Genomic DNA, 22,597 nt, shown 5'->3' on the forward strand with positions numbered 1-22,597 from the left:
TCTTCGGTCACACTCCTCTTTTCACCCGCGCCGCGGCGCGCGCCGCCCCCCTCTGGGCTGTGGGGGGGGTTCCCGCCCCCCCCCCCCCCCCCCACTCCGATGCCCAGGGCGGGGAAGGAGCGCGCGCACCACCGGACGATGCGTCACAAGTGCGCGTTCTAGGAGTTCTACGCGTTCGGGTCCCACTCTGCGAGCTGCTCCATCGGCTCGGTGCTGCCGGTGGTCTCCAGGCTGTCGAGCGGGAGGCGCGCGTAGAAGTAGAGGACCAGATCGCTCGCCGCGCCTCGCATCACCAGGTCGCCCGGCTCCGCGTCGGCGGCGAGGTCGTCGCAGCGGACGCCGTCGGCGTCGAGGGTCAGGCGCCAGGAGCGGCCCTCGGTCGCGTGCAGGTCGATGGTCGCCGGCTTGAACGGCCAGGGGACGGTCGTCGCCGAGACGGTCACCAGGAACTCGTCGACGCCCTCGACCGCGACGTCCGTCGGCAGCGGCTGCGCGGCCCCCTGGATGAGCTGGACGTCGTAGGTGTGGACGGCGATCTCCTGGATCTGGTGCCGGGCCAGGGCACCGCTGGTCTCCGGAGCCTGCGAGCGGCCCCACCAGGTCCAGCAGCCGCGGTCCGGGCCGGCCTCGCGCAGCGCGTCGAGCATGAGCCCGGTCGACTCGGCGAGCCAGGCGTCCAGGGCCTCGCGGTCGCGGGGCGCGGTCGGGGCGCCCTTCGGGTCCGTCTTCGCCGGGGGCGCGGCGCCCGGGCCCGCCGTGACGATGGCGGCCTGGCGGCGGCGGCCGTCGCCGAGGTGCTGCGCCAGTTCGCGCAGCGTCCAGTCCGGGCAGGTCGGGACCTGGACGTCAAGGTCGGGGGCGGACGCGATCGCGGCGCGGAACGCGGCCGAGCGGTCTTCGATCAGCCGCAGGACCTCGGGGAACTCCAAGATTTTTTGCACGTCGGTTGTGTATCACGGTGCGCCGGCCGCCGGGTAGCGAATTTGTCGGACGAACACGTCGACGGCCGGGCGCGGAGCGCCGGCGCCGAAGCCGTCCTGAAACTCCATGAACCGCTCACCAAGGGCGACTTCGACCCGCTACTGGACCTATCCATCCGGGCCACGAGCGCCAGCGCAACATGACAGGCCCGCAGAGGAGTTGGACGGGCTCGGCCAGATTCTGGCCGAGCCCGCAATCGGAGCGCAGGTCACAGCCGGCGAGCGCCACCGGCACGGAAAGCGAGCCGGGTTGGGGCCTGCCAACCTGAACGGGATAGAGCAACGATGGTGGTTCCTCGCTCAGTTGAGCGAGGAACCACCGGGGCAAGCTGTGGGAGGCTGCGGTGAGCCATCGCAGTGCGCGGGCTCACTCGACCCAGAGCGCAACGGCTTCCATGTTCAAGGCGCGACCTTCGGTGCCCAGACGTATCGTCGAGCCCCACGCCTCGTCCATCCAGCCGATGTTCTGCACATGAGCCACGCCGTGAATCATTTCGTACTGCGTACTGATCTCCAGCATCTCGATCGGCCGGTTCTGCCCTGTGGTTCCCACGGTGACGGAGCCCGTTGCCGAGGTGCCGTTGTCACAGACCTGGCCCTGCCAGCCGTAGTTGCGCAGATGGGCACACGGTGCCGCGTTCCAGGTCCATGAGGGCGTTCTCGCCCATGCCGCTGGTGGCGTTGATGGCGCAGGCCAGCAGTTCGGCGATGACTCCGGCCGGTGCGGGCGGCGAGTTGATCCAGGCGAAGAACGCGGGGTGCCCGTTCCCGGTCGGGAACGGAGCGATCTCGTCCCGTACGAAGTCCAGTACCCCGCCCAGGTCTGCGCTCTGTCGGTCGAGCCGCCCCTCACGCAGCCGCGCCCGCTGTCGCGCGAGCATCTGGCGGCCCACCGGGCCGGCCGGCAGGTCGCTCAGGTACTGGGAGACCCACTCCGCCGCGGCTACGAGTTCGTCCCGCAGTACCTTCGGGTGGACCGCTGGTGGCGGCTGGTCCAGCGGCAGGAAGGTTTCGCCGAACCGGGCCGGGGTCGGCTCATTCAAGCGATGGGTCATGGCGGCGGTGGGCCTTTCGTCGTCGCAAGGCCCACTGGTCAGCTCAGCGAGGCCGTGATCGTAACGAGCAACCCACGCCGACCGACACGCGAACCGGCCGTACGTCGAGGTTGCGGTCCGCAGGTGTCGCATGAATCGGACAAGGCAGTGGGTGAGTGCTGTTCGACCTGGTGAACACTGGCTGGGAGTCCGGAGCCACTACGCCATGCCGGGTGAGGAAGAGGAGCGATCGCGGCCCGGCAAGGTCACGCGGAGCACGCGCTGACCCGTGCGCACGGGTGCGAGCACTGGCACGCCTCGTTCGCGGTTCACGTGGCGAAGGTCGAGCGCGCCTACGGGTTCCTCCGCCCGGCAGGTCTGTAGGTGATACGCAGACCGGGACGATCTCGCACGGATGATCGCGAGTCGCATCCGGTTGCCGGCTACGGAGTCGCGCTCTCAGCGGTAGAAGGTCCGGCCGGCGGCGCCGGATGAGACCGACCAGACCTCGACGATCAACCCGTCGGAGACCCTGAGGATGTCGACTCCGCTCCCGTCAAGGATCTTCGGAAGGCGACGACGGTAGCAAGCACCTATGACAGTGACCGGCCCGCGCTTTCTGGCCGACCAAGGAGTGGCGGAGTGGGAAGTCGGACCGGCCGACTTCCACTCCGACACTCAGCGTAAGTAAGGGCTGTTGCTCTTGGAGGAGACCGGCCAGCCGTTCGCGGAGTCACCGGGGAAAGCTGTGGGGTCGTGGCCGTCGTCGACAACGGGTCTATGCGGGAACGGGACTCGGACTGCCGGGAGGACGACTGCCCGACCGTCTGTACGACCGCTCCCCGATCGAGAACGGGAAGTCTCCCATCACACGGTCGACCAGCGCGAGCGTCCCAGGCCTGCCCCACGCTCTGTGACCGGCAAGTCGGGGATGAAGAGCTCTCCCTGACGCCGGCTCCGATTCTGAGATGCAGATGCGCCAGTATCGCCTAGTGTGGTCAGTAGAGGTATTGCATGCGTAGGCGGTTGGCCTCGGGAACAGGGCATGCCCACGCAGGGATCTGCGGTCATGAGCGACCGCTGCCACCCGCCGCGCCGAAGACCGACCGGGTGCGACCTGGCGTTGGACGCCACCCCTGGAAAACGCTCGGCCGGGCGAACTGCCGAGCGTATCGGCGGCGCGAGTGCCACTGCCGTCGAGACAGCTTCGGTACCTGTTGCTGCATCCGTTGCTGCGGCATCCGAGAGCGCGGCGCTGATGGCCTGGAAGTTGGAGAAGGTGGAGGCGCAGGCGACCCTCTCTTCCCTCGATACTCGGCGTATCGGCCGCCACGCAACGAAGGTCGAGATCCTAAGGGGCGAATGGCTGTCCGGCAGCCAATCACGCCATCTATTCATGAGTAAAAGTCAAGCTTCCGCTAAAGATGGAGAACTCAACAGAGGAGGCGCGCAGTGGGAACCACGATCCAGTTCGCGAATCTGCACTGCGATACAACCGAGGATACGTTCGGAGCAGATGAGCCTGTTCTGAGGTGGAACGGCTCGGTCATCTGGGAAGGAGAATTGAACGACGGAGACACCGTGAATGTGGATCGCTTCATCCCTCTGAACGATGAAAGCGGCATCATCTCGCTGACGGAGCGGGATTCGCCGGATCCCGACGATCACCTGGGTGATCAAACGATCTTCCGGGACGAGGCAAATCAAGGTTGGCACCGGGCCAACTTCCGTGGCGATGACGCGAGCTACTTCCTCGATTACCACGTCTTCACGTAGTGACGGGGAACTCGGCACACCAGTGAGGCTCGCAGTCCGGCGACGAATACCCGAGCCGCCACACACGGCCCAGTCGGAGCGAGCGCCTCGCCGCCGGCCCGCGTGGCCTCCAGCTATCAGGATGAAGCCTCTCGATGGCGGCCCATCGCTCGGGTGAGCGATGGGCCGCCGGGTTATGCCGTGGGGTGGCGAGGTGGTCGAACTCGCCGGCCAAGGAGTGGCGGAGTGGGAAGTCGGACCGGCCGACTTCCCACTCCGAGTCGAGCCCCGGAGGGCCAGGGTGGGTTCCAGGCCGATTGAAGGTCATCCCTGGAGCGGAACCGGATTGTCCGGGCTGTTCAGCCACGTCGTGTGGCTGTCCGGGGTCACGGTGAGTCCGAAGCGGTCGAAGGCGGGCCGGCCCTGGCCGTCCCACCAGTGCCGGGCTGCCTCCACCTCGTCCCACAGCCGACGGGGCCCGGACTGCACGACCTCGTACGCGGTGCAGCCGGGTTCCCAGTCGATGGTCGCCCACGAGGTGACGGCCGTGTCGTGCAGCCACAGCGTGTAGGACCCGTCGTCGTACCGCTCGGTCAGCGGGAACGCCCGGGGCACTTGGATGCCGATGGCGAACATCTCCAGCCATCCGCCGATGTCCTCCGGTGAGAGGCCGGTGGTGGATCTGATCCCGTCCGCCGGCCTCGGACTGGAGAGGTACGTCAGGCTGTTCGGTCGGGCGCTCCGCTGCCGGCGCAGTCGCATGAAGGCCGACGAGCCGACGAACCGGCCGCTCGCCGTGCCGTCGTCGCCGACCGTGAGACGGATCAGGGCCTCGCCGCCGTACTCCGGCCCCCACGGCGCGACGATCACCGCACCGGGGCGAGCCTGCTCCACCCAGGAATGCGGCACCCGGCCGACCGAACAGGTGGCGATCACCCGGTCGTAGGGCGCCGCCTTTGCGTAGCCCTCGGAGCCGTCGCCGACCACGGAGGTCGGGGCGTACCCGGCGTGGGCGAGGCGGCGTTGCGCGTCGGCGGCGCTGCCCTCGTCCACCTCAACGGTGACGATGTTCTCCGACCCGACGCGGTGAGCCAGGAGGGCCGAGTTCCAACCGGTTCCGGTACCGATCTCCAGTACCCGGTGGCCGTCCTCGACGTCCAGGGCGGCGAGCATCGAGAACACCATGGTGGGCATGGAGTTGGACGACGTGGGCATGGTGCCACGATCGGCTCCGGTGTGGTTGCCGTCGTCCCACTGAGTGGTGAGCGGCACGTCCGAGTGGACGGCGGCCCACCAGGCGGCCGGGTCGGTCTCCCGGTCGACTGCTTCGCCCTGGCGCACGCCGTCGGCCTGGCCCGGCCAGATCGTGTCGGGGACGAAGAGGTGGCGCGGAGCGGCGTTGTAGGCCGCCAGCCAGTCCGTGGTGAGTGACCCGTTCGCGATGAGCGCGGAGGCCAGCCGGGTCCGACCGGCCTCCGCTTCGTGCTCGTCGCTCACGGGCTACTTGCCGTCCGCCGGACCCTTGCCGTCCGAGGTGTTGCCACCTTCGGAGGACCCGCCGCCGCCGTGCTTGTTGCCGCTGTTGGAGTCGTCCTGCTGGCCGCCACCGGTTCCGGAGCCGGAGCCCCCGCCGTGCTTGCCGTTGAACGCGGGCATGGACATGTGCTGTCCCTCCGTCGTTGCCTCGGACCGAGGAGGTTCCACCGATCCGTCGTGCGCCTTCAGCAGCACGCTAGGTGGAAGGAAGTCGCTGACAGGTGCGTGATTCTCGAATATTCCACCTGCAGCGACCGAGGTTCGTGGGGATTCTCAGACAGCTCCGAGCGCCCGGCGGCACCGCGTGATGACCCGATGGGCATCCGGGCCGTAGGCGGCTGTGCCGGCCAGTGCATCCCATACGCGCCGATAGAGCGCCACGCTGTCCGACTGGTCCAGCCAGAGCTCCGCGTGCCAGTCCTCGACGATGACAAGCCGTTCGTCGTATATCCAGAATCCGTTGGCAGGGGGCAGCTTGAGCGAAGCTTCGAACGGCACGACGCCGAGGGAGACCGTGTTCAGACCGATGACGCCGCTGAGCCGGTCGAGTTGTGCGGCCATCACGGCCGGCGGGCCGACCAGAGCACGTAGCGCGGCCTCCCACATGACGATGTGGTATCGCTTGCCCGGCTGGTACAGGCTCTCCTGCCGCCGGACGCGGGCCCGTACGGCATCCTCGATATCGCGCGGCGACTGGTGGAGGTCGGCGTACGCGCTGAACACGTGCCGGGCATAGTCGGGAGTCTGGAGCATCCCGACGATCATGGAACCTTCCCAGGCGCGCATGACCTTCGAACGCTCGTACTCGACCGTCAGCGTGTCCTGCACCGGCCTGTGCCCGGCGGCAAGCTGCCGTCGCCAGGAACGAGAGTGGGATTCGAGGACCCGTAGCCTGGCCGCCAACTCAGGCGCCGCATTGGGCCGGCCAACGCCCTCGGCCCAGGCCTTGAGGTCGTCGTGGGCGGCCGTTTGCCTGCCGGTCTCCAACTTGCTGACCTTGGATTGTGGCCAGCCCAAACGATCGGCCAGTTGCCGACCCGTGAGACCGCCCTCGGCGCGCAGCTCACGAAGCCGCAGACCGAGGGCGATTCGAGCCTGTTGGAAGTCGGTGCTCACATGCCGGACGGTACCTCAGCGCCGAACGCCTGGTACGGAGTGGCAAAGCGCCAAGCAGCATCGCGCACCTGGCAGGCGCGGGCCACCTGTACGGGGTCGGTGATCAGCTCGACGCCGGTCAGATCGTCGTCGGAGTCGAAGTGCAGCAGGGCGATCACGCGCGAGTCGAACAGCCAGGCGTCCTCCTCCGGGAGGCTCAGACGGTCGGCGTCAGCGCGCCAGAGGTACCGGATGTCCTCGCCGACCGCGCCGTTCCGCTCGGCGTTGTCGAGCAAGTACCGCTGCCCCGGGGTAGGCGGGTTGTCCATGATCCTCACCCGCTCGAACCGCTTTCCCAGGGCCACCTGTTCGCGACGCGACTGGCACCAGAGGTCCTCCAAGTCCCATCCGGATGCCTGCCCGGCAGCGAACCGACGGTAGGTTTCCGTCTGCTCGTCGGAGCGGTACCGGCGACGGGTCTCCAACCGGAAGGCCGTGTGCTGAAAGCTCTCAAACATGCTGTCGAACTCGTCGAAGCCGATCAGCACGGGTTCCCGGTCCACGTCGCGCGGAGAGAAGTCGGCGAGTAGTGCGCGCGGCACGAGCACGAACCCTTCGCCGGGCTTGACGTTGCGGAGTTGGGCCACCTCCTCGGGATCGGTCACGGCATCGCCCTGTACCAGCACATCGCCGGTCTCCACGTCTTCGTAGAGCGTCGGGCATCCGTTGTTCCCCGAGTTGCTTCCGATGTAGCGCAGTCGTCGGCTCACAGCTGTTCCCCTCGCTGTCGGTCAGGCTGGATCAGGATGCCGTCGAATCGCTCCGGGGCGAGCGTCGATTCTCGAATATTCTCCCAGGCAGCTGAAAGGCCCCCGCTGGCAGGCGCGACAGAGGAGTTGGACGGGCTCAGCCAGATTCTGGCTGAGCCCGCAATCGGAGCGCAGGTCACAGCCGGCGAGCGCCATCGGCGTGGAATGCGAGCCGGGTTGGGAGCTGCCGATCCGAACGGGACGAACCAACGATGGCGGCCCCTCGCTCAGTTGAGCGATGAGCCGTCGGGCCATGCGTGGTGCTCCCTCGTGCGGTAGGCGTAGCAGCTCTCCCCCAGGAGGGGGAGCCGGGATCGTGCCGGCAGCCGATCCGTCAGGAGGGTGTGCTCGGACAGACTCGTGCCGGGCGGGAGGCAGCGGGCCTCCGCCCGGCGGTGGGGCGAGATCTCGGGGGAGTCATGGGGGCGACGGCGGTACATCGTGGACGGCGCGACGGTTGGGCGGGGTACGTGGCCGCGGTGGCGGCGCTCGCGTACGCGGCGCCGCACTTCTGGTGGGGTGCCGGGATCGGAGCCACCTTCCCCGGCGACTTCGCCGACGCCCCGCACGGTACCTGGGAGGCGGCGATCGGCTACTGGGCGATGGGCGGCCTGGCGGTGCTCGGCGCAGTCCTCGCACTCGCCTTGGTCCGGCCCTGGGGGAACCGGCTTCCACGCCGTGTGCTCGCCGTGCCGGCGTTGGTCGCCTCGGTCGGCATGACGCTCTGGGGTTTCACCTATTTCGCGATGCAGTACCTGCTCACCGCCGACCGGGTCGTCTCCGCGCCCGCCTTCGCCGCCAAGGACGCGCACCCGCAGGCCGCTTGGGGGCTGTTCTGGTACGCGCTGTTCGTGGTGTGGGGAATCACGCTCGGGGCAGCCGCCCTGGACCGGCTGCGCGGTGCGCGCACCCGCTGTGCCTGCGCCGGCCGGGCGACTCGCGCTGAAGTAGCACTCGGGTCCTGACCACGCGGTCGCCGCCTACGCGGCTGACACACGGGAGTCCGGGACTTCGAAGGGTTGGGGCCTGCCGATTTGAACGGCATGAACCAATGATGGCGGCCCCTCGCTCGGCGGAGCGAGGGGCCGTCGGGTCATGCCGTGGGGGTGGTGAGGTGGTCGAACTCGCCGGCCTTCATGCCTTGGAGGGACTTGGCAGGTTGGTCGGGCGTGGGGGCGGTGCTGTGGCCGGAGTGGGAAGTCGGCCGGTCCGACTTCCCACTCCGGCGGCGCTGGTGTCGAGCCGCCTGCGGTCCGGTGGCCGCGTATCGGGGATCTCGCGGCCACGGAACGGAGGGGCCTGAGCACCGTGAGCTAACGACCGGCCGAGACGTGGCTCAGCCATGTGCCGGGCCTGCCGCCGACAGGGTCGGAGCTTGGCGGGTAGCCATCACGTTGGCCAGTGCCTGCTTGTTCGTGATCCAACGGGTATCACCGGCACCGACCGCGCGCTGTACAGCGTTGAAGACGGCTGCGTTGACCTCGGCGGGCTGAGCCAGGTGTGCCCGCATGTAGTGCTTGAAGAGCGAGGGCAGTTGGTCGGGGCTCGTCGCGGTCTTGGTCCTCAGGGAGAAGAGCGGGAGGAACCACTCTTCGAAGCCGTCCTTGATCGCCTGGGTGGCTCGGTACGCCTCGTGCAGCGGCTGCAGGCCGGCCGTGTGGTCGTACGGGAGGTGGCCGTGGAGGGCGTACTGAAGCCGAGTGCCGCTGTGTTCGCGGAAGCGCTGGCCGTGGGCGGCGATGTGGTTGGCTGCGTTCTGGGTGATGGTCATGACGGCCACGTCTGCCTGCTGTTTCTGGGCTGCGGCGAGGACGGCGACGTGGATGCCGGCGCGCGGGTCGAGGACGAGGCCGTTGAGGCCGAGGGGCGAGAGATCGATGCCGTGGTCGCGGGTTCGGGAGAGGATCAGTCGGCCCGCGACGTTGGCGGCGGTGTGCTGGAGGTGCTTGGGCTGCTGGCGGTGGCAGGCGTGGATGTCCGAGCGGTCGAGGACGGGGCGGTCCTGCGCGACTTCGGCGACGAGGTGGAGGCCGGTGCGTTCTCGGGTGTCGGTGCTGCCGCAGGCGTTGCAGGGGTGGCCACCGCTACCGGTCATGTGGCCGCAGGACCGGCACGTGGGGACGGTCTCGCGGCTGATGGCCAGGGTGCCGGCGCGGAGGTTGTTCTCGATCATCTCCAGGGCGAGACTGACGACCTCGGCGTCGGTGTCGGTCATGATGCCGCCTGCCGGGGACTGTCCGGGCGGGTACTTGTCGGCTATCCGGTCGGCCTCGAACCGCTGGCGGGGGATCCTCGGGCCGTCGGCCTCGCGGTGACGGAGGTCTCCGGCGAGGGTGACGGTGTTCCACAGGTGGGGTGCGGGTGGTAAGCCGAGGATGGCGTTGAGGGCGGCGGCGAGGCGTATGCCGACGGCCTTTCCGGGGCGGGTGTCGAAGGTGAAGGGTCCGTTCTGGACGGGCCCGTTGAGGAACAGGTGTCGCACGGGCTCCTCCTAGATCGGCGGGGTGGTGGTTCCCGTCCGGGTGAACCGGCCGTCTCGCAGTTCGTAGTGGAGGATTGCGGCGTTGGGCATCTTGCCCTTCCGCTCCTCGGCGAGGATCTCGGGCAGGGTGCTGGCTTCGAGCAGGGCTCGAAGCGCCACTGCGGCGGTCTGGTGGGTGAAGGCCAGGACCGTGCGGGCCTCCTGGAGTTCGGCCTGGGCGAGGGCGGCGAACTCGGCGGCCCGGTTGAGCACGCCCTCGGCGAGCGACTCTCCACCGCCCGGCGCGGTCCAGATGTGCTTGCGTAGGCGGCGGTCCTCGACAAGCTCGGGGTAGATGTCGTAGAGCTCGCGCTTGGTCATGTAGGTGGCGTCGCCGTAGTGCTGCTCGTCGAGGAGCGCGGTCTGCTGGGGCCACCCGTCGCCGAGGTCGGGTAGAGCGATCGCCGCGGTGTCGATCGCCCTGCGGTAGGTCGAGGTGTAGACGTGCGGTTCGGCACCGGCGAGCTCCGGAAGGACGTCGGCGAGCCACTGCGCCTGCCGGAAGCCGCGCGGGGTCAGGCCGACGATGGTGCGGGAGATGCTGTGCGCGGCGGGTCCGCTGTAGGGGCGGGGGTTCTGGTAGAAGCCGTTGTACTTGTCGGCGTTCTCGACGGACTCGGCGTGCCGGATGACGAGCAGGGTCACGGTGCGGGTCCTATCCGGCGAGGTTGGCGACGTAGGAGCCGCTGACGGTCCAAGGGGTGAGTTCGATGCCGAAGCCGCTGTGTTCGCCGTCCTGGGTGTGGACGAGCTTGCCGGCCAGGTGCACGGTGTCGCCGGATCGGAACGCCCCGGTGTAGGCGCCGAGGTACGAGCGCATGTGGGTGATCCGGCGGGCGAAGGAGTCGGCCTCGTCGATGGTCGAGCTGAGGATGGTCTTGACCTTGATCCCGTAGACGGCCGGGGTGGTGAGACCCTCGGCGTGGTCGGTGATCTTGGCGAGGAGCGAGATCTCGCCGATCTCCTTGGAGGAGATCCGGGCGAAGGTCTTGTCGCGGTCGGAGCGGATGGGTTCGCAGTTGATGTGCGCGCCGGCGTTGGCGGTGAGTCCTTGGAGCTTGCGGCGTTCCTGCTTGATGAGGGCGTCGAAGGAGCTGCCCTCCATGTACTTGGCACGGCGGATGTACAGCCGGGTGAGGTCGTCTCCGTCGTACGGCCGGATCATGTCGGTCTCCTGGAACAGCTCCTGTGCGGCCTGGTAGCCCTCCGGTCCGTAGCGGACGAGGTCGATGTCGGAGCGCTCGTTGAAGCAGCCGACGAGGAAGGAGCCGGTGACGCCGATCAGGCTCTGGGCGTCGTTCGCGGTGATCCACTCGGTGATCGCCAGGAGGTCCTTGCCGGCCGGGTTGTCGGCGACCGCGCCGGGGTCCTCGTGAATGGCGGCAAGGGCCTGGCGGCACGAGTAGTGGACGGCCACGTCCTCGCGCGGGATGCCGGTGATGACGCAGCCGAGGGTGTCGGAGTAGACGTAGCACTCCGGTCGGCCGGCCAGGATGCCGAAGGACTTCGACAAGACGCTGTTCTGCCGGTAGGTCCGGTCGAAGAGCCGACGGTCGCCCTTCTCGTCAGGGTGGTACTTGACGTAGCCGAGGTAGTGGCTGCCGGGGTGGCTGTCGCCGATGACCTTGAAGACGACTCCGTGGTGGTCCATCAGGTAGTCGCGGTCGCGAACGGTGGGGACCGGCCTACCGGTGTTCAGCGGTGAACCGTTCCAGAGCGGGAAGGTGCCGGTGTCGATCGTGTCGCCCGACTCATACTGATCAAGTCCCATCGTGAAGAGGGCACGGCGGTACTGCCACTTGATGCGCTTGTCGTGCTGTGCGAGATCGGTCGGCCGCATGAGGGCGAGGAAGAAGAAGCACTTGACGAGCAGGAAGTCGCCCAGGTGCTCGCTCACCCGCCGCCCGACCAGGGCGGCGGTGGTCTCGTCGAGGGCGGCGGTGTAGGCGGCGCGCTGTTCCGGGGTGATGGCGTAGCCCTTGCCACCGCCCTTGAAGGCCACGATGTCGAGTGCGGGGTAGACGTCGTAGCCGAGCGGGACCGGTCCGTGGTGCTGCCAGTCGATGACCCCGGCCTGAAGGACGTTGGGCAGGCCGTAGTCCAGGTGCCCGTGCACCATCGGCAGTTGGGCCAGCCGATCGAGGGCGTGCTTGACCGCCTCGTGGACGCGCGGGGTGTCGAAGTCCGGGTTCTCCTCGAAGACCCCGGCCGCGAAAGCCGCCTTCTCGAACCACGGCGTGGCGGGGAGGGGGTGCCTCGCCTGGGCCTGCAGGAGCCTCGACGCGACGGCAGCCGCCGTACTGATCACCTGGTAGCTGACCTGACCGTCCCGCCTGGCGTCGGCCAACGCCTCCTCGTGCAGCGAGCTCTCGCCGATGGCGCGCTCGACGACGAAGTAGCCCCCGTCCTCCGAGCCGCTGTCGACGATCTCCGGTACGGGGTAGCCCAGACCGGCCACCACCTGCTGGAACTCGGCCTCTGCCAGTAGGTCCTCGCCACCGGTCCGCTTGTAGAGCAGGCCGTCGACCGACCGCCACACCGCGCCTACGGTGGCGGTTCTATCCTTGATGAACTCCCAGTCGCTCATCAAGTCATCCTTCCGTAGCGCCGAATTGGCATGGAGCAGATGCGGTTGTGTCGGGCGGATCCCGGCAACCAAGGTATGGGAAGCGGCGGGCGCTACGAGACGATTTCCTGTTCCCGCAAGAACCCGTCTCGGATGTATTCGACCATCCGACGCATATCGTCACCGGACAAAGCCATGGTTGCGAATCCGTCGAACTTGCGTACGTACATCTCGACGTCTCGCGGGTCAGTGACCACGATCTCGGCGTGGACGGTCTCGACCGTGACCATGCGGTCATCCCGGATGACGAAGGAGTGTGCCGGCACGTCGGTCTGTGATGTAGCCAGAGGGACAATCCGAATGTCTACATGCGACAGGCGCGAGATGGAGATGATGCGGTCCAGCTGTCCAGCCATCATTGTGGCCGGCACGAGGCGCCACCGGAGAACAGGCTCCGTGATGACGAATTGCAGCGTCTTGGTGGGGTCATAGAGGGATTGTTGCCTGGCGAGCCGCGCTGCAACAGCTCGCGACAACTGCTGCTCGCTGAGATCTCTTCTCGCGAACACGGCCCGCACGTACTCCGGGGTCTGCAGTAGCCCGGGGACAAGGGAGGGCTGGAACAGGCGAAGCAGCTGGGTGGAGTCGTCCAGCGCCTTGAGCTGCTGCTGCTTGCGATGGTGGCCCAGCCGTCGGATCAGCCGCCACGCCGTCGTCTCCGTGGCCTCTGCCCGCGCAGCAGCCATGTACGCGGCCTTGATCTCGTCCGACACGCCTACGGCCGTGAGGATGCGTTCCACGTCCACGACGGTGGGTGACACCTTGCCGGTCTCGATCTTGCTCAACTTGCTCGGAGACATGACGGCGCCACGGGCCACCGCTTTGGCTTCCTTTCCGGAAGCCAGCCGGAGTTCCCGCAGCGCCGTCCCGAGCTGTGTTCTGTTCACTCGCCGTACTTTGCCCACCATTCGGCGAACGGCACGGAACGCTCCATCACGGTGTCGCGGTACGCCTTGAACCCGGTGAGTCGGCTGTCGGCAAGGAGTTCGACCCCGAGGTACCTTCCGTTGTCGTCATAGCTCATCACGGCTGCAGTCTCGTCATCGAAAAGCCAGAAGTCCGGCGCCTCCGGGATCGGGTTCTCGTGACTGGTGGTGTCGAGGATGAAGAACTCCTCCCCAGCCGCCATGTTCCGGTGATAACCCCATGCAAGCTCGAACCGGAGGTAGTCGGTGAGCGGGCGCGAGAGGATGTGGACCCGGTACATGCGCTTACCGGCCCGCGTGGCGTCGGCCACCGTCTTGACCCAGCCGGCGGTCTTGTAGTCCTCCGGTTGCTCCTCGCCGGCCAGGAAGGCATGGTAGGCGTCCACTCCACCGGACTGGCTGTAGTCGTCCAGCGTTTCCAGTCGGAACGCCTCCCGACTGAACTCCGAGAACCAGTCTCCGAGCGTCCTAGATGAGGTTGTCATGGACGGCCTTTCGAATGAGTTCGATGGGGATTTCGACCAGCGCCTCGTGAGCCGGAATCTGGAGATCGTGCTCGCTCACCCGCTCGCCTTGAACGGCGAGCGTGCCCCGATCCGTCAAGTACAGGGTCGGGCACTCGCCCTCGTCGCAGGAACCTACAAGCCGTGTCAGCTCCACTGTTGCCTCCTCGCTCGCGCGGTCTCCCGACGATGCTCCCGAGGCAACCGGGGTGCAGGCAAGAGGTTCGCGTTTCCGATACTGGAAACCGGACCAACTTCGGACAAGTGATCGGAAGTTCACCACCCACCAAGGGCGGCGCTGCGGCCGGAGTGGGAAGTCGGCGGGTCCGACTTCCCGCTCCGCAGCTCTGTTGCGCTGAGGTGAAGTGCTATGGCGGCCAGGGTTGTTCGTCGGCCCCTCGCTCGGGCGAGCGAGGGGCCGATATCAGGTCAGGTGGTGAGGTGGTCGAACTCGCCGGCCTTGATGCCTTGGAGGAGCGCGGCGAACTTGGTGGGGGTGGTGCGGACGATGATGTCGCCGTCGTCGGACTCGCGTAGCTCGACCAGTCCGCCTACCACGCGTACCTCGACACAGTCGTCGTGTGCTGCGGAGTAACTGGACTTCTGCCACACGGAGCTAAGCATGCTTACTTTTCCATTTCCTTCTTCATAGATCGGAGGAAGTCTCGGGAGTCCTCCACGGAGAGGGCAGTCGAATCCATCTGAGCGAGGATGGCTCGGAACCTGGCTACGTGGGCTGGAGCATCGAGGAGTTGGCTGCCAAACCCTGTGTCTGTCTGCACCGTGTCCAGGTCAGGAATCGGCCCTGCGGCGTGGGTGAAGTTCTCAATGGGGCTCGGCAAGCCTGCGATGTCGAACGGCAGGACTCGGATGGAGATGCCGGGAGCCTCGGAGTCCTCGATCAGAGCGGCAAGTTGATCGGCACGGACCTGCGTCCCGCTGAACTGCATCCGAAGCGCCGCTTCATGGATGAATGCTGAATACGGTGTCGCGCCAGAGTGGACGACGCGCTGCCGCTGAATGCGGAATGCCGTCCTGAGGTCGACCTGGTGTCGCGGGAGGGGAGGGTAAGCCTGTGAGAAGACAGCGGAAGCGTAGCTGCTGGTCTGAAGCAGCCCGGGGACGAAGGTGATCGTGTAGGTCGAAAGCGTTCGCGCATAGCTTTCGAGCTCTGCAACTTCAAGAAAGTCCGCTGCCAGGGTCTCGCGGTACTCCTCCCACCAGCCGCTCTTACCCCGTTCCGTGATGATGTCTGCGAGTGCATCGATCAGTGGCTGGTTGACGCACATGCACGCTGCGGCGATCGTGCGCAGGCGTTCCACGCTGATGCCAATCCTCGCCGACTCCATCTGTGTCACCTGGGCAGGGGTCATCCCCACGATGCGACCGAGCTGACTGCCGCCGAAGCCGGCCTGCTCTCGCATCCTCCGGATCTCAGCGCCAAGTCTGCGTTGGCGGAGCGTTGGGGTGCTGCGTGGAGGCATGACTTCCTTCCGGGACAAGGATCGGGGCCCAGTCTGCCGCGACGGTCGCGTGGCGGTCCATCTGGGGCGCGGCTACCACCGTAGAGGGAAAATCCAGCTACTGCGGAAATTTGGATACTCAAGTGCGCTATGGTCGTTCTCACATCGATCCGATGGATCGTCAGTAACGCCTGTTTCCAGGGCAGTAGGCGCCTGCTGCCCTCGCACCGCAGAGCAGCCATGCGTGGCATCCCGGTCCCGTTCTGGCTTGGCTCACGGCGACGACACCTTCGCTGGTCGACGAACCCACTGCATCCTCTTTCCGGAGGTCCCTCATGTGTGCCTTCACGCTGCCCGAACCGCCCGACTGGTCCGCCGCCCGCGAGGAGCTGCGTGACGCCCTCGCCCTCGCTGCCTGGCCGGACGACCTGATCGCCGACGCCGAACTCGCCCTGTGCGAGCTGTACATCAACGCCTGGCGTCACGGAGCCACCCCCGCCCCCACCGTCGTGGTCGTCCTCCACGCCGGCCGCACCCTGCGCGTCTCCGTCGCGGACGACAGCCCCGTCCTGCCCGAGCCGCGTCAGAGCGCCGACCCCTACGAGCTCTCCGGCCGGGGCCTGCACCTCGTGCGCTCCCTCACCCACCGCTTCGGCACCGACCCCCGCAAGCGCGGCGGCAAGACCGTCTGGTTCGAGCTGGACGCCGCCGCGTGACCATCAACCGCACCCCGATCGCGCCCGACGACCCCCGCATGCGCGACTACACCCACACCCAGATCACCACCCTCCTCGGCGAACTCCACACCCGAGGCGCCAGGTTCGGCATCCAGTGGGGCTCCGCCACCACCCACCACAGCACCGTCGACGGCCGCATCCTCGTCGACTTCGGCAACGCCCCCCTCGCCACCCTCCTCAACCTCCTCCACCTGCTGCGCGACACCGAGAGGAACGAGCCGTGGGAGTCCTGATCCCCCTCATCACCGAAGCGATCCACACCGAGCGCACCACCGTCGCCTACCTCGCCGTCGAACACACCCCCGACGCCACCGTCCAGCTCCGCCTCGCCGTCGACCTCGACATCCACACCGGCCCCGGCGAACAGCTCGCCCTCCCCCTCACCCGCGACCAGGCCCACGAACTCCTCCACGCCCTCGCCGCCCACCTCGGCCACCGCGTCCTGGGAATCCGCCGATGAGAACCGGCACCGCCGACTTCCTCATCGGCGCCGCCCTCCTCACCCTCCTCGCGCTCGCCCTCACCACCGTCGCCCTCGGCGTCATCACCGCCCTCAAGGTCAACGACGACCAGCACACCCTCGCCCCCAAACCCCCACCCCCGCCCATCACCCGCCACGGCCGCTGGGAACTGCGCCAACTCCCCGACGGCACCACCGAATACGCCTGGATCGCCCGCCAGGCCGGCCACTACGGCCCCGAAACCCGACAGCCCCACCGAAACACCACCCCCGGCCGACATCGCATACCCACCTGAGCGGAACACGCAGAGGCCCCCGCCCCACCCAGGGCAGGGGCCTCGCCGCTACCGGGCGGCAGCGGCAGCGGCGTGCGTACGACCGGCGACCACGGGCCGCACCTTGGCCAGCATCAGGTCGAGGAACCGGTCGGGGTGCCGGAAGGACGCGAAGTGGCTCGCGTCTTCGATCAGTGCGAAGTCCTTGACCGGGGCCTGCACGTCGTCGAAGAACCGCTTGGCGCGGTCGGCCGGGGTGAGCACGTCCCGGTCGCCCTGGAAGATGAAGAAGGGCAGGTCGAAGCGGGTGCCGTCGGCCCAGTCGTCGAACTCGGCGGTGGCGGGGAGGATCTGTTCGGAGAGCTTCATGCCCTTGCCGAGGGTGCCCAGCTCGCGGAGCGAGTGCAGCGGGGAGAGCCAGAGCGACTTCATGACCACGGACTTCATGGTGGCGAAGGTCAGCGGGTCGGTGGTGGCGACGATCTTGGCATGGGCGCCGTGCTGCTCGGCGGTCCAGGTCCGCTTGTCGGAGCCGAGCTCCTCGACGGCGGCGAGCTCCTTGCGCTTGCCCGCGGCGCGCAGCCGGGCGAGCAGGGCCCGGTGGGCGGAGTCGTCGCGGCCGGCGTCGTGGATGTTCTGGTCGGTGCCGACGTAGGCGGAGTAGAGGTCGGGGTACTGGCGGGCCAGGCGCAGTCCGAAGGCGCTGCCGAAGGAGTTGGCGACCAGGACGACCCGGTCGACACCGAGCCTGCTGCGCACGTGGTGGGTGACCTCGACGGCGTCCTCGTACATCCGGGCGAAGCTCAGCTCGCCCTGCCCGTCGACGCCGGATCGGCCGAGGGTCTTGCCGGTGCCGCGCATGTCCCAACGGACGATCGTGAAGTGCTTCTCCCAGGCCCGGGTGCGCGGCCCGTAGACCGCGTTGGAGGCACCGGGGCCGCCGTGGATCTCCAGCATCACCGGGTTGGTCCGGTCCTCGCCGCGGATCGAGATCCACTGCTCGATCCCGCCGATGCGGACGAAGTCCTGCACGTCGATGCCGTTCGGCACGTCGATCCGCATCAGCCGGGCGCCGGCGGCCTTCTTGAGGCGGCGGTGGCCCAGGGCGCCGACGGCGGGCGCGGCGAGAGCGGCGGCGGAGGCGATGAGGACGGTGGCGATCACAGGTGACTCCCCTGAACTGTTTATCTGCTACGCAATTAGGTTTATGTTATACACAGTTCCGAGCGGTCGTCAACGATCGGCCGACGGAACGCACCGAGGAGGGCCCGCATGGCTGGGAGCAGGGAGAAGAAGCGCGACCCGAAGGCGAGCCTGGCGCTGCTGTGGGGCGAGCAGGATCAGCCCCGGCGCGGCCCGAAGCCTTCACTGACCGCGGAGCGGATCGTCGCCGGCGCCATCGAGATCGCCGACGCGGAGGGCCTGGACGCGGTCTCCATGCAGCGGGTCGCCGCCGAGCTCGACGTCACCACCATGGCGCTGTACCGGTACTTCCCCGGCAAGGCCGAGCTGGTCGACCTGATGGTCGACTCCGCCCTCGGCACGCCCTCCGAAGCCATCGGCCGGGTACCCGGCTGGCGCCCCCAGCTGACCGAATGGGCCCGCCAGTGCTGGGCGCTGTACCGCCACCACCCGTGGATCCTGACCGCCACCACCATGCGCCGACAGCTCATGGGCCCCAACCAGTTGGCCTGGCTCGACGCCGCGCTGGCCGCCCTGGCCCCGACCGGGCTGCCCGCCGCACAGCAGCACGACACCGTCCTGCTGGTCATCGGTCACATCCGCGGCCTCGCCCAGCAACTCGTCGACGACGACGAAGAGGGCAACGAGGAGTGGAACCGACTCGCCGGTGACGTGCTGGAGCGCCACGGCCACCGGTTCCCCGCACTGGCCGCCGCCATCGCCGCCGGGGCCTTCGCCCCCCAGGACCAGGACCCCCTCGACTTCGGCCTGGAACGCATCCTGGACGGGGTCACCCCACTGATCGACGGGCGCTGAGTCCCGCCAGGACGGCGGTGGGCGCCCCCCGCCCGGCGCCGTCCCGACCCGGAATTCCCGCTGCCCACGGCGTGCGACCGGGCAGAATCGGCCCATGCTGACCATCGGATCCATCGTGTTGGGTGTCGCGGACGTGCGGCGTGCGGTCGCCTTCTGGACGGAGGCGCTGGACTACGTCCCCCGTGACGAGGGCGCGGACCACTGGGTGGTCCTGGTGCCCGCGAAGGGGCCCGGTGTGCAACTGGCACTCGGCCTCAGCGAGTCGCCCGTCCAGGAGCACCCGCGCGTTCACCTCGACCTGTACGCGGCGGACGCCGCCGAGCAGGCGGCCGAGATCGAGCGGCTGCTCGCGCTGGGGGCCAGGTCCGTCGACTGGGACCGCTACCCGGAGGACCCGGACTTCGTCGTCCTCGCCGACCCGGACGGCAACCGCTTCTGCGTGATCGACACCAGCCACGGCTGACGGTCGGCCGGAATCCGCGTCAGCCGTCGTGGTCGTCGTGGCCGCCGCGGTGGCCGCGACGACCACGGCCGCTCCGACCACCCTCGCCCTGTTCCCGGATCCGGCTCTCCAGTCCGCTGCGGACCCGCTGCGACAGGGTCCCGGCGGCGGCCGCCAGGAAGACGAAGTTGTAGACGATCTGCAGGATCACGATGAGCCGGGGCCACTGGCCGACCGCGGTGATGTCGCCGTAGCCGACGGTGGCCATCGTGACGATGGTGAAGTAGAGCGCGTCGAGCCGGGTGTTCAGCCCGTCGAACTCGCCGGCCGAGGCGGCCAGGACGTAGTACGTCCCGGCGAAGACGTTCATCGAGAGGCAGATCAGGACGACCAGCCACAAGCCGGGCCGTTTGCCCGTCCCGCGCAGGAGGTCGAGGATCCGGGCCAGCAGGAGCCCGCTCAGCAGCATCAGGACGGCGGCGAACACCAGCCAGCTGAGCACCGGGCGGTGTTCGCCGAAGTAGCGCAGCGGCAGGGTGAAGTACGCGACCATCAGCAGGGCGAAGGAGCCCAGCAGGAGGAGCCAGGCCCGCACGTCGATGCGGGTCGCGGCGGGCGGGAGCGGGGGCGCGGACATCCCGCTCAGCCTGCCGCAGCGGCGCCGGACCCGCCCGGCGGGCTGCTCCGAACGGGCCGAGCGGCCGGACGGGCCGAACACGCCGAACGGGCCCCACACGTCGCCCACGCCCCGGACACGACGAAGCCCCCGCCGTTTCCGGCGGGGGCTCGGTCGGAGAAGAACCTCAGGCCGTGGTGGTGGACCGGGGGGTCTCGGTGGCCTTGGTCACGTTGGTCGGCGCGACCGCCTGCTGGGCGGCCGGCTGCTGCGGCGCGGCCTGCGCCTGCGGGGCGGCGGTGCTCTGCGCCGTGCCCGGCGCGGCGGCGGCGTCCGCGGCCGGTGCCTCGTCCTCGCGCAGCGCCTTCGTCTCCGCCTTCAGAATGCGCATGGACTTGCCGAGGCCACGGGCCATCTCCGGCAGCTTCTTCGATCCGAACAGCAGGATGACGACCGCCAGCACCACCAGGAGGTGCCAGGGCTCAAGACCGTTCCGCAGCATCCCTGGCCACCGGTCCCTTCTTGTCTATAGTCACGGGAGGGCAAAGCGCCCGACCTGGCCAGTATGCCTGGCCGTAGCGGCGAACGTATACACCGGCCGGGAAACGCTGGTCAAAAACCAGGTGCCGCCAAGGCGGACGGCGATTAGTGGTGTGGAACACGCGGTGAATTCCGGCCATTCCGGCCATTCCGGCCATCCCGGCCGTCGGGCTCAATTGGCATAACCGATCATGAGGCCGCAGAACACCGCCGCCACCACCGCCACCCCGACCGCCAGCACCAGCAGGACGGGTCTCCCCGGGGGGAGCGGCGCCCCGGCGCGCATCGCCGCCTCGACCCTGGTCCACCGCCGGTACGCCGTCACCCCGAGCACCGCGCCGCCGAGCGCGCAGAACACGGCCAGGGCGATCCGCAACGGCGCGGGGGCGACGTCAGGGGTGAGCTGATCGACGGCGATCCCGCCCGCGAGCAGGGCGAGCGAGGTCCGGATCCAGGCCAGGAAGGTCCGCTCGTTGGCCAGCGAGAAGCGGTAGTCCGGCTCCTCGCCGGCCTGCGACTGCTCTTCCGGCCCCGGCTCCAGGTCCGGCATCGGCCCTCCCGCTGCGCTCCCGGTGTTCCCGTCGAACCCAGGCTGCCCTGCCGGGCTCCACTTCGCAGCTCAGGCCCCGGGGAACTCGGATGCGCCGACCGGCCGGCGTCCGTCAGACTGCCGCGATGAGCATCGACACGGCCGGCCCCGCGATCCCGAGCCCCGCCCAGCAGCGAGCCCTGCGGCACGTCACGGCCCTCGCCACCGGGGGCCCGCTCGGTGCCGACCTGCGCGTCACGCTCAACTTCCACCCCGACCGGGCCGACGGCGGCCGGGACATCCTGGAGTCGCTCGCGCACGACGGCGTCTACCGCTCCCAGTTCGTCACCGGGACCGGCAACGGCGGCCTGACCGCCCACCCCGGCGGCGACCGCTGGCGCTGGGAGAGCCGGATCTTCGGCGGCGCGTACGACGAGGCCCCGGCCGACGAACGCCCGGTGTACGGCGCGCTGAACTTCCGCCGCAAGGCGCTCGGCGCGGCGCCGCGCTTCGGCTCGGCCCACGTCCGGCTCGCCCCGCAGGCCCTCGCCCGCGCCACCTTCTGCTACCCGGACAGCTTCCTCGACCCGACCGACTTCGGCACCGCCGAGCGGATGCCCCTGATCGCCCTCGCCGAGGCGGACGACGCGGACCGGCTGGACGACTACATCGAGGCCCAGGTGCACGGCCCGGTCCGGCTCGACACGGACGTGGAGGCGCTGGTCCTCGACCCGAGCTTCCGGGGCACCCCGGTCGAGGAGCGGGCCCGCCGGCTGCCGTGCGCGCTCGAATGGCACCCGGGCCTGCGCCTGACCACCGAGGAGCTGAGCCGTCACCCCGAGTACCGGGGCCCCGAGTTCGTCGCCCTCGGCGTCGCGATCGCCGAGGACGGCCTGCTCGACCCGCGCATCATCGGCGACGCCGTCCGCACCGGCCGGCACGATCCGCAGGACCTCAAGCGGGTCTGGCACTACCTGGCCCGCTTCGGCTCACCGGTCGAGGGCCCGGTCGAGGGCTAACCCTCATTGCGGCGGGCCAGCAGGTAGCCGCGGCGGGTGGCCGCCTCCTCCGGGAGGCCCTCCCGTTCCAGCCGCGCCTCGACGGTGAACCCGGCCTCCGTCAGCAGGGCGGCGACGCGGTCCGACTCCAGGAAGTGGAAGTCGATGGCGACGGAGTGCCCCCACCACTCGTCGAGCCTCCGCACCTCGGTGCCGAGGTGGAACGAGACCAGCAGGGTGCCGGAGGGCCGCAGCACCCGCCGCATCTCCTCGAACGCGGGCCGCAGCTCCCCGGGTTCGAGGTGGATCACCGAGTAGAGCGCGACCGCGGCCGCGAACTCCCCGTCCGCGGCGGGCAGCCGCAGCAGGTCCCCCTCGCGGAACTCCGCCTCCGGGTGCTCCCGCCGGGCGATCTCCACCATCCCCGGCGACAGGTCGATCCCGACGACCGAAGCGCCCTGCTCCGCCAGCCACCCCGCCACGTGCCCCGGCCCGCACCCGAGGTCCGCCACCAGGCCGCCCCGGGCGGCCTCCACCACCACCCCGAGCAGCGCCCGGTCGACCGCCTTGTGGGCCAGCTCGCCCCCGATCCGCTTCCGGTACTCCTCCGCGACGGCGTCGTAGCCGGCCCGGACCCGCCCGTGTTCAGCACTGTGCGACATGGGCGGCAGCCTGGCACGCCGCAGCCGCTCCGCGACAGCCCTCCGGGCACGCGTGCGAGAGCCCCCGCCCGGGTGGGCGGGGGCTCTTGATG

29 protein-coding genes are annotated in these 22,597 nt (G+C 69.0%); 9 read left to right on the forward strand and 20 right to left on the reverse strand.

Annotated features, from left to right (window positions below; genetic code table 11):
- Positions 1-167: 167 nt before the first annotated feature.
- The 3 genes from ACFVYI_RS37795 to ACFVYI_RS37805 form a co-directional block, all read right to left on the reverse strand.
- Positions 168-941 carry a maleylpyruvate isomerase family mycothiol-dependent enzyme gene (locus ACFVYI_RS37795; protein WP_387894046.1) on the reverse strand — a complete coding sequence of 258 codons (774 nt, stop codon included), beginning with the start codon at positions 939-941 and terminating at the stop codon, positions 168-170.
- Positions 942-1,347: 406 nt separating this feature from the next.
- Positions 1,348-1,533, reverse strand: coding sequence for a hypothetical protein (locus tag ACFVYI_RS37800; protein ID WP_387894047.1), 186 nt, complete (start codon positions 1,531-1,533; stop codon positions 1,348-1,350).
- 31 nt (positions 1,534-1,564) lie between these two features.
- Positions 1,565-2,023, reverse strand: coding sequence for a hypothetical protein (locus ACFVYI_RS37805; protein ID WP_387894049.1), 459 nt, complete (start codon positions 2,021-2,023; stop codon positions 1,565-1,567).
- 1,443 nt (positions 2,024-3,466) lie between these two features.
- On the opposite strand from ACFVYI_RS37805, the gene ACFVYI_RS37810 reads away from it, so the two are divergent.
- Positions 3,467-3,790 (forward strand): hypothetical protein, encoded by a 324-nt coding sequence (locus ACFVYI_RS37810; protein WP_387894051.1) that lies wholly within the window; start codon positions 3,467-3,469, stop codon positions 3,788-3,790.
- A gap of 303 nt (positions 3,791-4,093) precedes the next feature.
- Here ACFVYI_RS37810 and ACFVYI_RS37815 read toward each other — a convergent pair whose 3' ends face one another.
- The 4 genes from ACFVYI_RS37815 to ACFVYI_RS37830 all read right to left on the reverse strand — a co-directional run bounded on the left by ACFVYI_RS37815 (position 4,094) and on the right by ACFVYI_RS37830 (position 7,170).
- Positions 4,094-5,266 (reverse strand): methyltransferase domain-containing protein, encoded by a 1,173-nt coding sequence (locus tag ACFVYI_RS37815; protein ID WP_387894053.1) that lies wholly within the window; start codon positions 5,264-5,266, stop codon positions 4,094-4,096.
- A gap of 3 nt (positions 5,267-5,269) precedes the next feature.
- Positions 5,270-5,431 (reverse strand): hypothetical protein, encoded by a 162-nt coding sequence (locus ACFVYI_RS37820; protein WP_387894054.1) that lies wholly within the window; start codon positions 5,429-5,431, stop codon positions 5,270-5,272.
- Between the two features lie 147 nt (positions 5,432-5,578).
- Entirely contained in the window at positions 5,579-6,421 is an 843-nt protein-coding gene (locus tag ACFVYI_RS37825; protein ID WP_387894056.1) for a helix-turn-helix domain-containing protein, read from the reverse strand.
- Positions 6,418-7,170, reverse strand: coding sequence for a DUF6879 family protein (locus ACFVYI_RS37830; protein WP_387894058.1), 753 nt, complete (start codon positions 7,168-7,170; stop codon positions 6,418-6,420). The genes ACFVYI_RS37825 and ACFVYI_RS37830 overlap by 4 nt, the downstream gene beginning before the upstream one ends.
- 518 nt (positions 7,171-7,688) lie before the next feature.
- On the opposite strand from ACFVYI_RS37830, the gene ACFVYI_RS37835 reads away from it, so the two are divergent.
- The gene (locus tag ACFVYI_RS37835; protein ID WP_387894060.1) at positions 7,689-8,174 is read left to right on the forward strand and encodes a DUF3995 domain-containing protein; all 486 of its coding nucleotides are present in this window, start codon (positions 7,689-7,691) and stop codon (positions 8,172-8,174) included.
- A gap of 371 nt (positions 8,175-8,545) precedes the next feature.
- Here the strand turns inward: ACFVYI_RS37835 and ACFVYI_RS37840 are convergent, their stop codons facing one another.
- From ACFVYI_RS37840 to ACFVYI_RS37875, 8 genes are all read right to left on the reverse strand, one after another.
- Complete coding sequence (locus ACFVYI_RS37840; RefSeq protein WP_387894062.1) at positions 8,546-9,691, reverse strand: hypothetical protein; 1,146 nt, start codon at positions 9,689-9,691, stop codon at positions 8,546-8,548.
- Positions 9,692-9,700: 9 nt separating this feature from the next.
- A complete protein-coding gene (locus tag ACFVYI_RS37845) occupies positions 9,701-10,375 on the reverse strand; it encodes a histidine phosphatase family protein (RefSeq protein ID WP_387894064.1) in 675 nt (224 codons plus the stop codon).
- 10 nt (positions 10,376-10,385) lie between these two features.
- Positions 10,386-12,317 (reverse strand): phosphotransferase, encoded by a 1,932-nt coding sequence (locus ACFVYI_RS37850; RefSeq protein WP_387894065.1) that lies wholly within the window; start codon positions 12,315-12,317, stop codon positions 10,386-10,388.
- Positions 12,318-12,409: 92 nt separating this feature from the next.
- Entirely contained in the window at positions 12,410-13,243 is an 834-nt protein-coding gene (locus ACFVYI_RS37855; protein WP_387894067.1) for a helix-turn-helix domain-containing protein, read from the reverse strand.
- Positions 13,240-13,767, reverse strand: coding sequence for a DUF6879 family protein (locus ACFVYI_RS37860; RefSeq protein ID WP_387894069.1), 528 nt, complete (start codon positions 13,765-13,767; stop codon positions 13,240-13,242). Before ACFVYI_RS37860 ends, ACFVYI_RS37855 begins: the two co-directional genes overlap by 4 nt.
- Positions 13,751-13,942, reverse strand: coding sequence for a hypothetical protein (locus tag ACFVYI_RS37865; RefSeq protein ID WP_387894071.1), 192 nt, complete (start codon positions 13,940-13,942; stop codon positions 13,751-13,753). Before ACFVYI_RS37865 ends, ACFVYI_RS37860 begins: the two co-directional genes overlap by 17 nt.
- A 272-nt stretch (positions 13,943-14,214) precedes the next feature.
- The gene (locus ACFVYI_RS37870) at positions 14,215-14,409 is read right to left on the reverse strand and encodes a DUF397 domain-containing protein (RefSeq protein WP_387894073.1); all 195 of its coding nucleotides are present in this window, start codon (positions 14,407-14,409) and stop codon (positions 14,215-14,217) included.
- Positions 14,410-14,411: 2 nt separating this feature from the next.
- Complete coding sequence (locus tag ACFVYI_RS37875) at positions 14,412-15,269, reverse strand: helix-turn-helix domain-containing protein (protein WP_387894074.1); 858 nt, start codon at positions 15,267-15,269, stop codon at positions 14,412-14,414.
- A 314-nt stretch (positions 15,270-15,583) separates the two neighbouring features.
- Here ACFVYI_RS37875 and ACFVYI_RS37880 point away from each other — a divergent pair, with 314 nt between their 5' ends.
- Genes ACFVYI_RS37880 through ACFVYI_RS37895 form a run of 4 tightly spaced genes read left to right on the forward strand, consistent with a single transcriptional unit; the run spans position 15,584 to position 16,741 of the window.
- Positions 15,584-15,964: an ATP-binding protein gene (locus ACFVYI_RS37880; RefSeq protein WP_387894076.1), complete on the forward strand. Its 381-nt coding sequence runs from the start codon at positions 15,584-15,586 to the stop codon at positions 15,962-15,964.
- Complete coding sequence (locus tag ACFVYI_RS37885) at positions 15,961-16,218, forward strand: hypothetical protein (RefSeq protein ID WP_387894078.1); 258 nt, start codon at positions 15,961-15,963, stop codon at positions 16,216-16,218. Before ACFVYI_RS37880 ends, ACFVYI_RS37885 begins: the two co-directional genes overlap by 4 nt.
- Positions 16,206-16,445 carry a hypothetical protein gene (locus tag ACFVYI_RS37890; RefSeq protein WP_387883085.1) on the forward strand — a complete coding sequence of 80 codons (240 nt, stop codon included), beginning with the start codon at positions 16,206-16,208 and terminating at the stop codon, positions 16,443-16,445. The genes ACFVYI_RS37885 and ACFVYI_RS37890 overlap by 13 nt, the downstream gene beginning before the upstream one ends.
- Positions 16,442-16,741 carry a hypothetical protein gene (locus ACFVYI_RS37895; RefSeq protein WP_387894079.1) on the forward strand — a complete coding sequence of 100 codons (300 nt, stop codon included), beginning with the start codon at positions 16,442-16,444 and terminating at the stop codon, positions 16,739-16,741. Before ACFVYI_RS37890 ends, ACFVYI_RS37895 begins: the two co-directional genes overlap by 4 nt.
- A gap of 48 nt (positions 16,742-16,789) precedes the next feature.
- On the opposite strand, the gene ACFVYI_RS37900 is transcribed toward ACFVYI_RS37895, so the two are convergent.
- Entirely contained in the window at positions 16,790-17,884 is a 1,095-nt protein-coding gene (locus tag ACFVYI_RS37900) for an alpha/beta fold hydrolase (protein ID WP_387894081.1), read from the reverse strand.
- Between the two features lie 108 nt (positions 17,885-17,992).
- On the opposite strand from ACFVYI_RS37900, the gene ACFVYI_RS37905 reads away from it, so the two are divergent.
- Positions 17,993-18,718, forward strand: coding sequence for a TetR/AcrR family transcriptional regulator (locus ACFVYI_RS37905; protein ID WP_387894083.1), 726 nt, complete (start codon positions 17,993-17,995; stop codon positions 18,716-18,718).
- A 94-nt stretch (positions 18,719-18,812) separates the two neighbouring features.
- The gene (locus ACFVYI_RS37910) at positions 18,813-19,181 is read left to right on the forward strand and encodes a VOC family protein (RefSeq protein ID WP_387894085.1); all 369 of its coding nucleotides are present in this window, start codon (positions 18,813-18,815) and stop codon (positions 19,179-19,181) included.
- A gap of 19 nt (positions 19,182-19,200) precedes the next feature.
- On the opposite strand, the gene ACFVYI_RS37915 is transcribed toward ACFVYI_RS37910, so the two are convergent.
- The 3 genes from ACFVYI_RS37915 to ACFVYI_RS37925 all read right to left on the reverse strand — a co-directional run bounded on the left by ACFVYI_RS37915 (position 19,201) and on the right by ACFVYI_RS37925 (position 20,866).
- On the reverse strand, positions 19,201-19,905 hold the full coding sequence (locus tag ACFVYI_RS37915; RefSeq protein WP_387894087.1) for a potassium channel family protein: 705 nt from the start codon (positions 19,903-19,905) through the stop codon (positions 19,201-19,203).
- Positions 19,906-19,963: 58 nt separating this feature from the next.
- Positions 19,964-20,278 carry a Sec-independent protein translocase subunit TatA gene (tatA, locus tag ACFVYI_RS37920; RefSeq protein ID WP_387894089.1) on the reverse strand — a complete coding sequence of 105 codons (315 nt, stop codon included), beginning with the start codon at positions 20,276-20,278 and terminating at the stop codon, positions 19,964-19,966.
- A gap of 210 nt (positions 20,279-20,488) precedes the next feature.
- Positions 20,489-20,866, reverse strand: a complete 378-nt coding sequence (locus ACFVYI_RS37925) for a YidH family protein (protein ID WP_387894091.1) — start codon at positions 20,864-20,866, stop codon at positions 20,489-20,491.
- Between the two features lie 125 nt (positions 20,867-20,991).
- Between ACFVYI_RS37925 and ACFVYI_RS37930 the strand changes: the two genes are divergently transcribed.
- Positions 20,992-21,864, forward strand: coding sequence for a DUF3626 domain-containing protein (locus ACFVYI_RS37930; RefSeq protein ID WP_387894093.1), 873 nt, complete (start codon positions 20,992-20,994; stop codon positions 21,862-21,864).
- On the opposite strand, the gene ACFVYI_RS37935 is transcribed toward ACFVYI_RS37930, so the two are convergent.
- Complete coding sequence (locus tag ACFVYI_RS37935; RefSeq protein ID WP_387894095.1) at positions 21,861-22,505, reverse strand: class I SAM-dependent methyltransferase; 645 nt, start codon at positions 22,503-22,505, stop codon at positions 21,861-21,863. The two genes, ACFVYI_RS37930 and ACFVYI_RS37935, sit on opposite strands and share 4 nt — an antisense overlap.
- Between the last annotated feature and the right edge of the window lie 92 nt (positions 22,506-22,597).

Origin of the sequence: Kitasatospora sp. NPDC058218 (genome assembly GCF_042882445.1) — a bacterium.
Lineage (GTDB): Bacteria > Actinomycetota > Actinomycetes > Streptomycetales > Streptomycetaceae > Kitasatospora.

Bases quoted from the DNA above. Each gene is read 5' to 3' on its own strand.
- ACFVYI_RS37820 (WP_387894054.1), bottom strand. From the start codon at position 5,431: ATGTCCATGCCCGCGTTCAACGGCAAGCACGGCGGGGGCTCCGGCTCC.
- ACFVYI_RS37850 (WP_387894065.1), bottom strand. From the start codon at position 12,317: ATGAGCGACTGGGAGTTCATCAAGGATAGAACCGCCACCGTAGGCGCG.
- ACFVYI_RS37860 (WP_387894069.1), bottom strand. From the start codon at position 13,767: ATGACAACCTCATCTAGGACGCTCGGAGACTGGTTCTCGGAGTTCAGT.
- ACFVYI_RS37870 (WP_387894073.1), bottom strand. From the start codon at position 14,409: ATGCTTAGCTCCGTGTGGCAGAAGTCCAGTTACTCCGCAGCACACGAC.
- ACFVYI_RS37875 (WP_387894074.1), bottom strand. From the start codon at position 15,269: ATGCCTCCACGCAGCACCCCAACGCTCCGCCAACGCAGACTTGGCGCT.
- ACFVYI_RS37880 (WP_387894076.1), top strand. From the start codon at position 15,584: ATGTGTGCCTTCACGCTGCCCGAACCGCCCGACTGGTCCGCCGCCCGC.
- ACFVYI_RS37895 (WP_387894079.1), top strand. From the start codon at position 16,442: ATGAGAACCGGCACCGCCGACTTCCTCATCGGCGCCGCCCTCCTCACC.
- ACFVYI_RS37905 (WP_387894083.1), top strand. From the start codon at position 17,993: ATGGCTGGGAGCAGGGAGAAGAAGCGCGACCCGAAGGCGAGCCTGGCG.
- ACFVYI_RS37910 (WP_387894085.1), top strand. From the start codon at position 18,813: ATGCTGACCATCGGATCCATCGTGTTGGGTGTCGCGGACGTGCGGCGT.
- tatA (WP_387894089.1), bottom strand. From the start codon at position 20,278: ATGCTGCGGAACGGTCTTGAGCCCTGGCACCTCCTGGTGGTGCTGGCG.
- ACFVYI_RS37925 (WP_387894091.1), bottom strand. From the start codon at position 20,866: ATGCCGGACCTGGAGCCGGGGCCGGAAGAGCAGTCGCAGGCCGGCGAG.
- ACFVYI_RS37930 (WP_387894093.1), top strand. From the start codon at position 20,992: ATGAGCATCGACACGGCCGGCCCCGCGATCCCGAGCCCCGCCCAGCAG.
- ACFVYI_RS37935 (WP_387894095.1), bottom strand. From the start codon at position 22,505: ATGTCGCACAGTGCTGAACACGGGCGGGTCCGGGCCGGCTACGACGCC.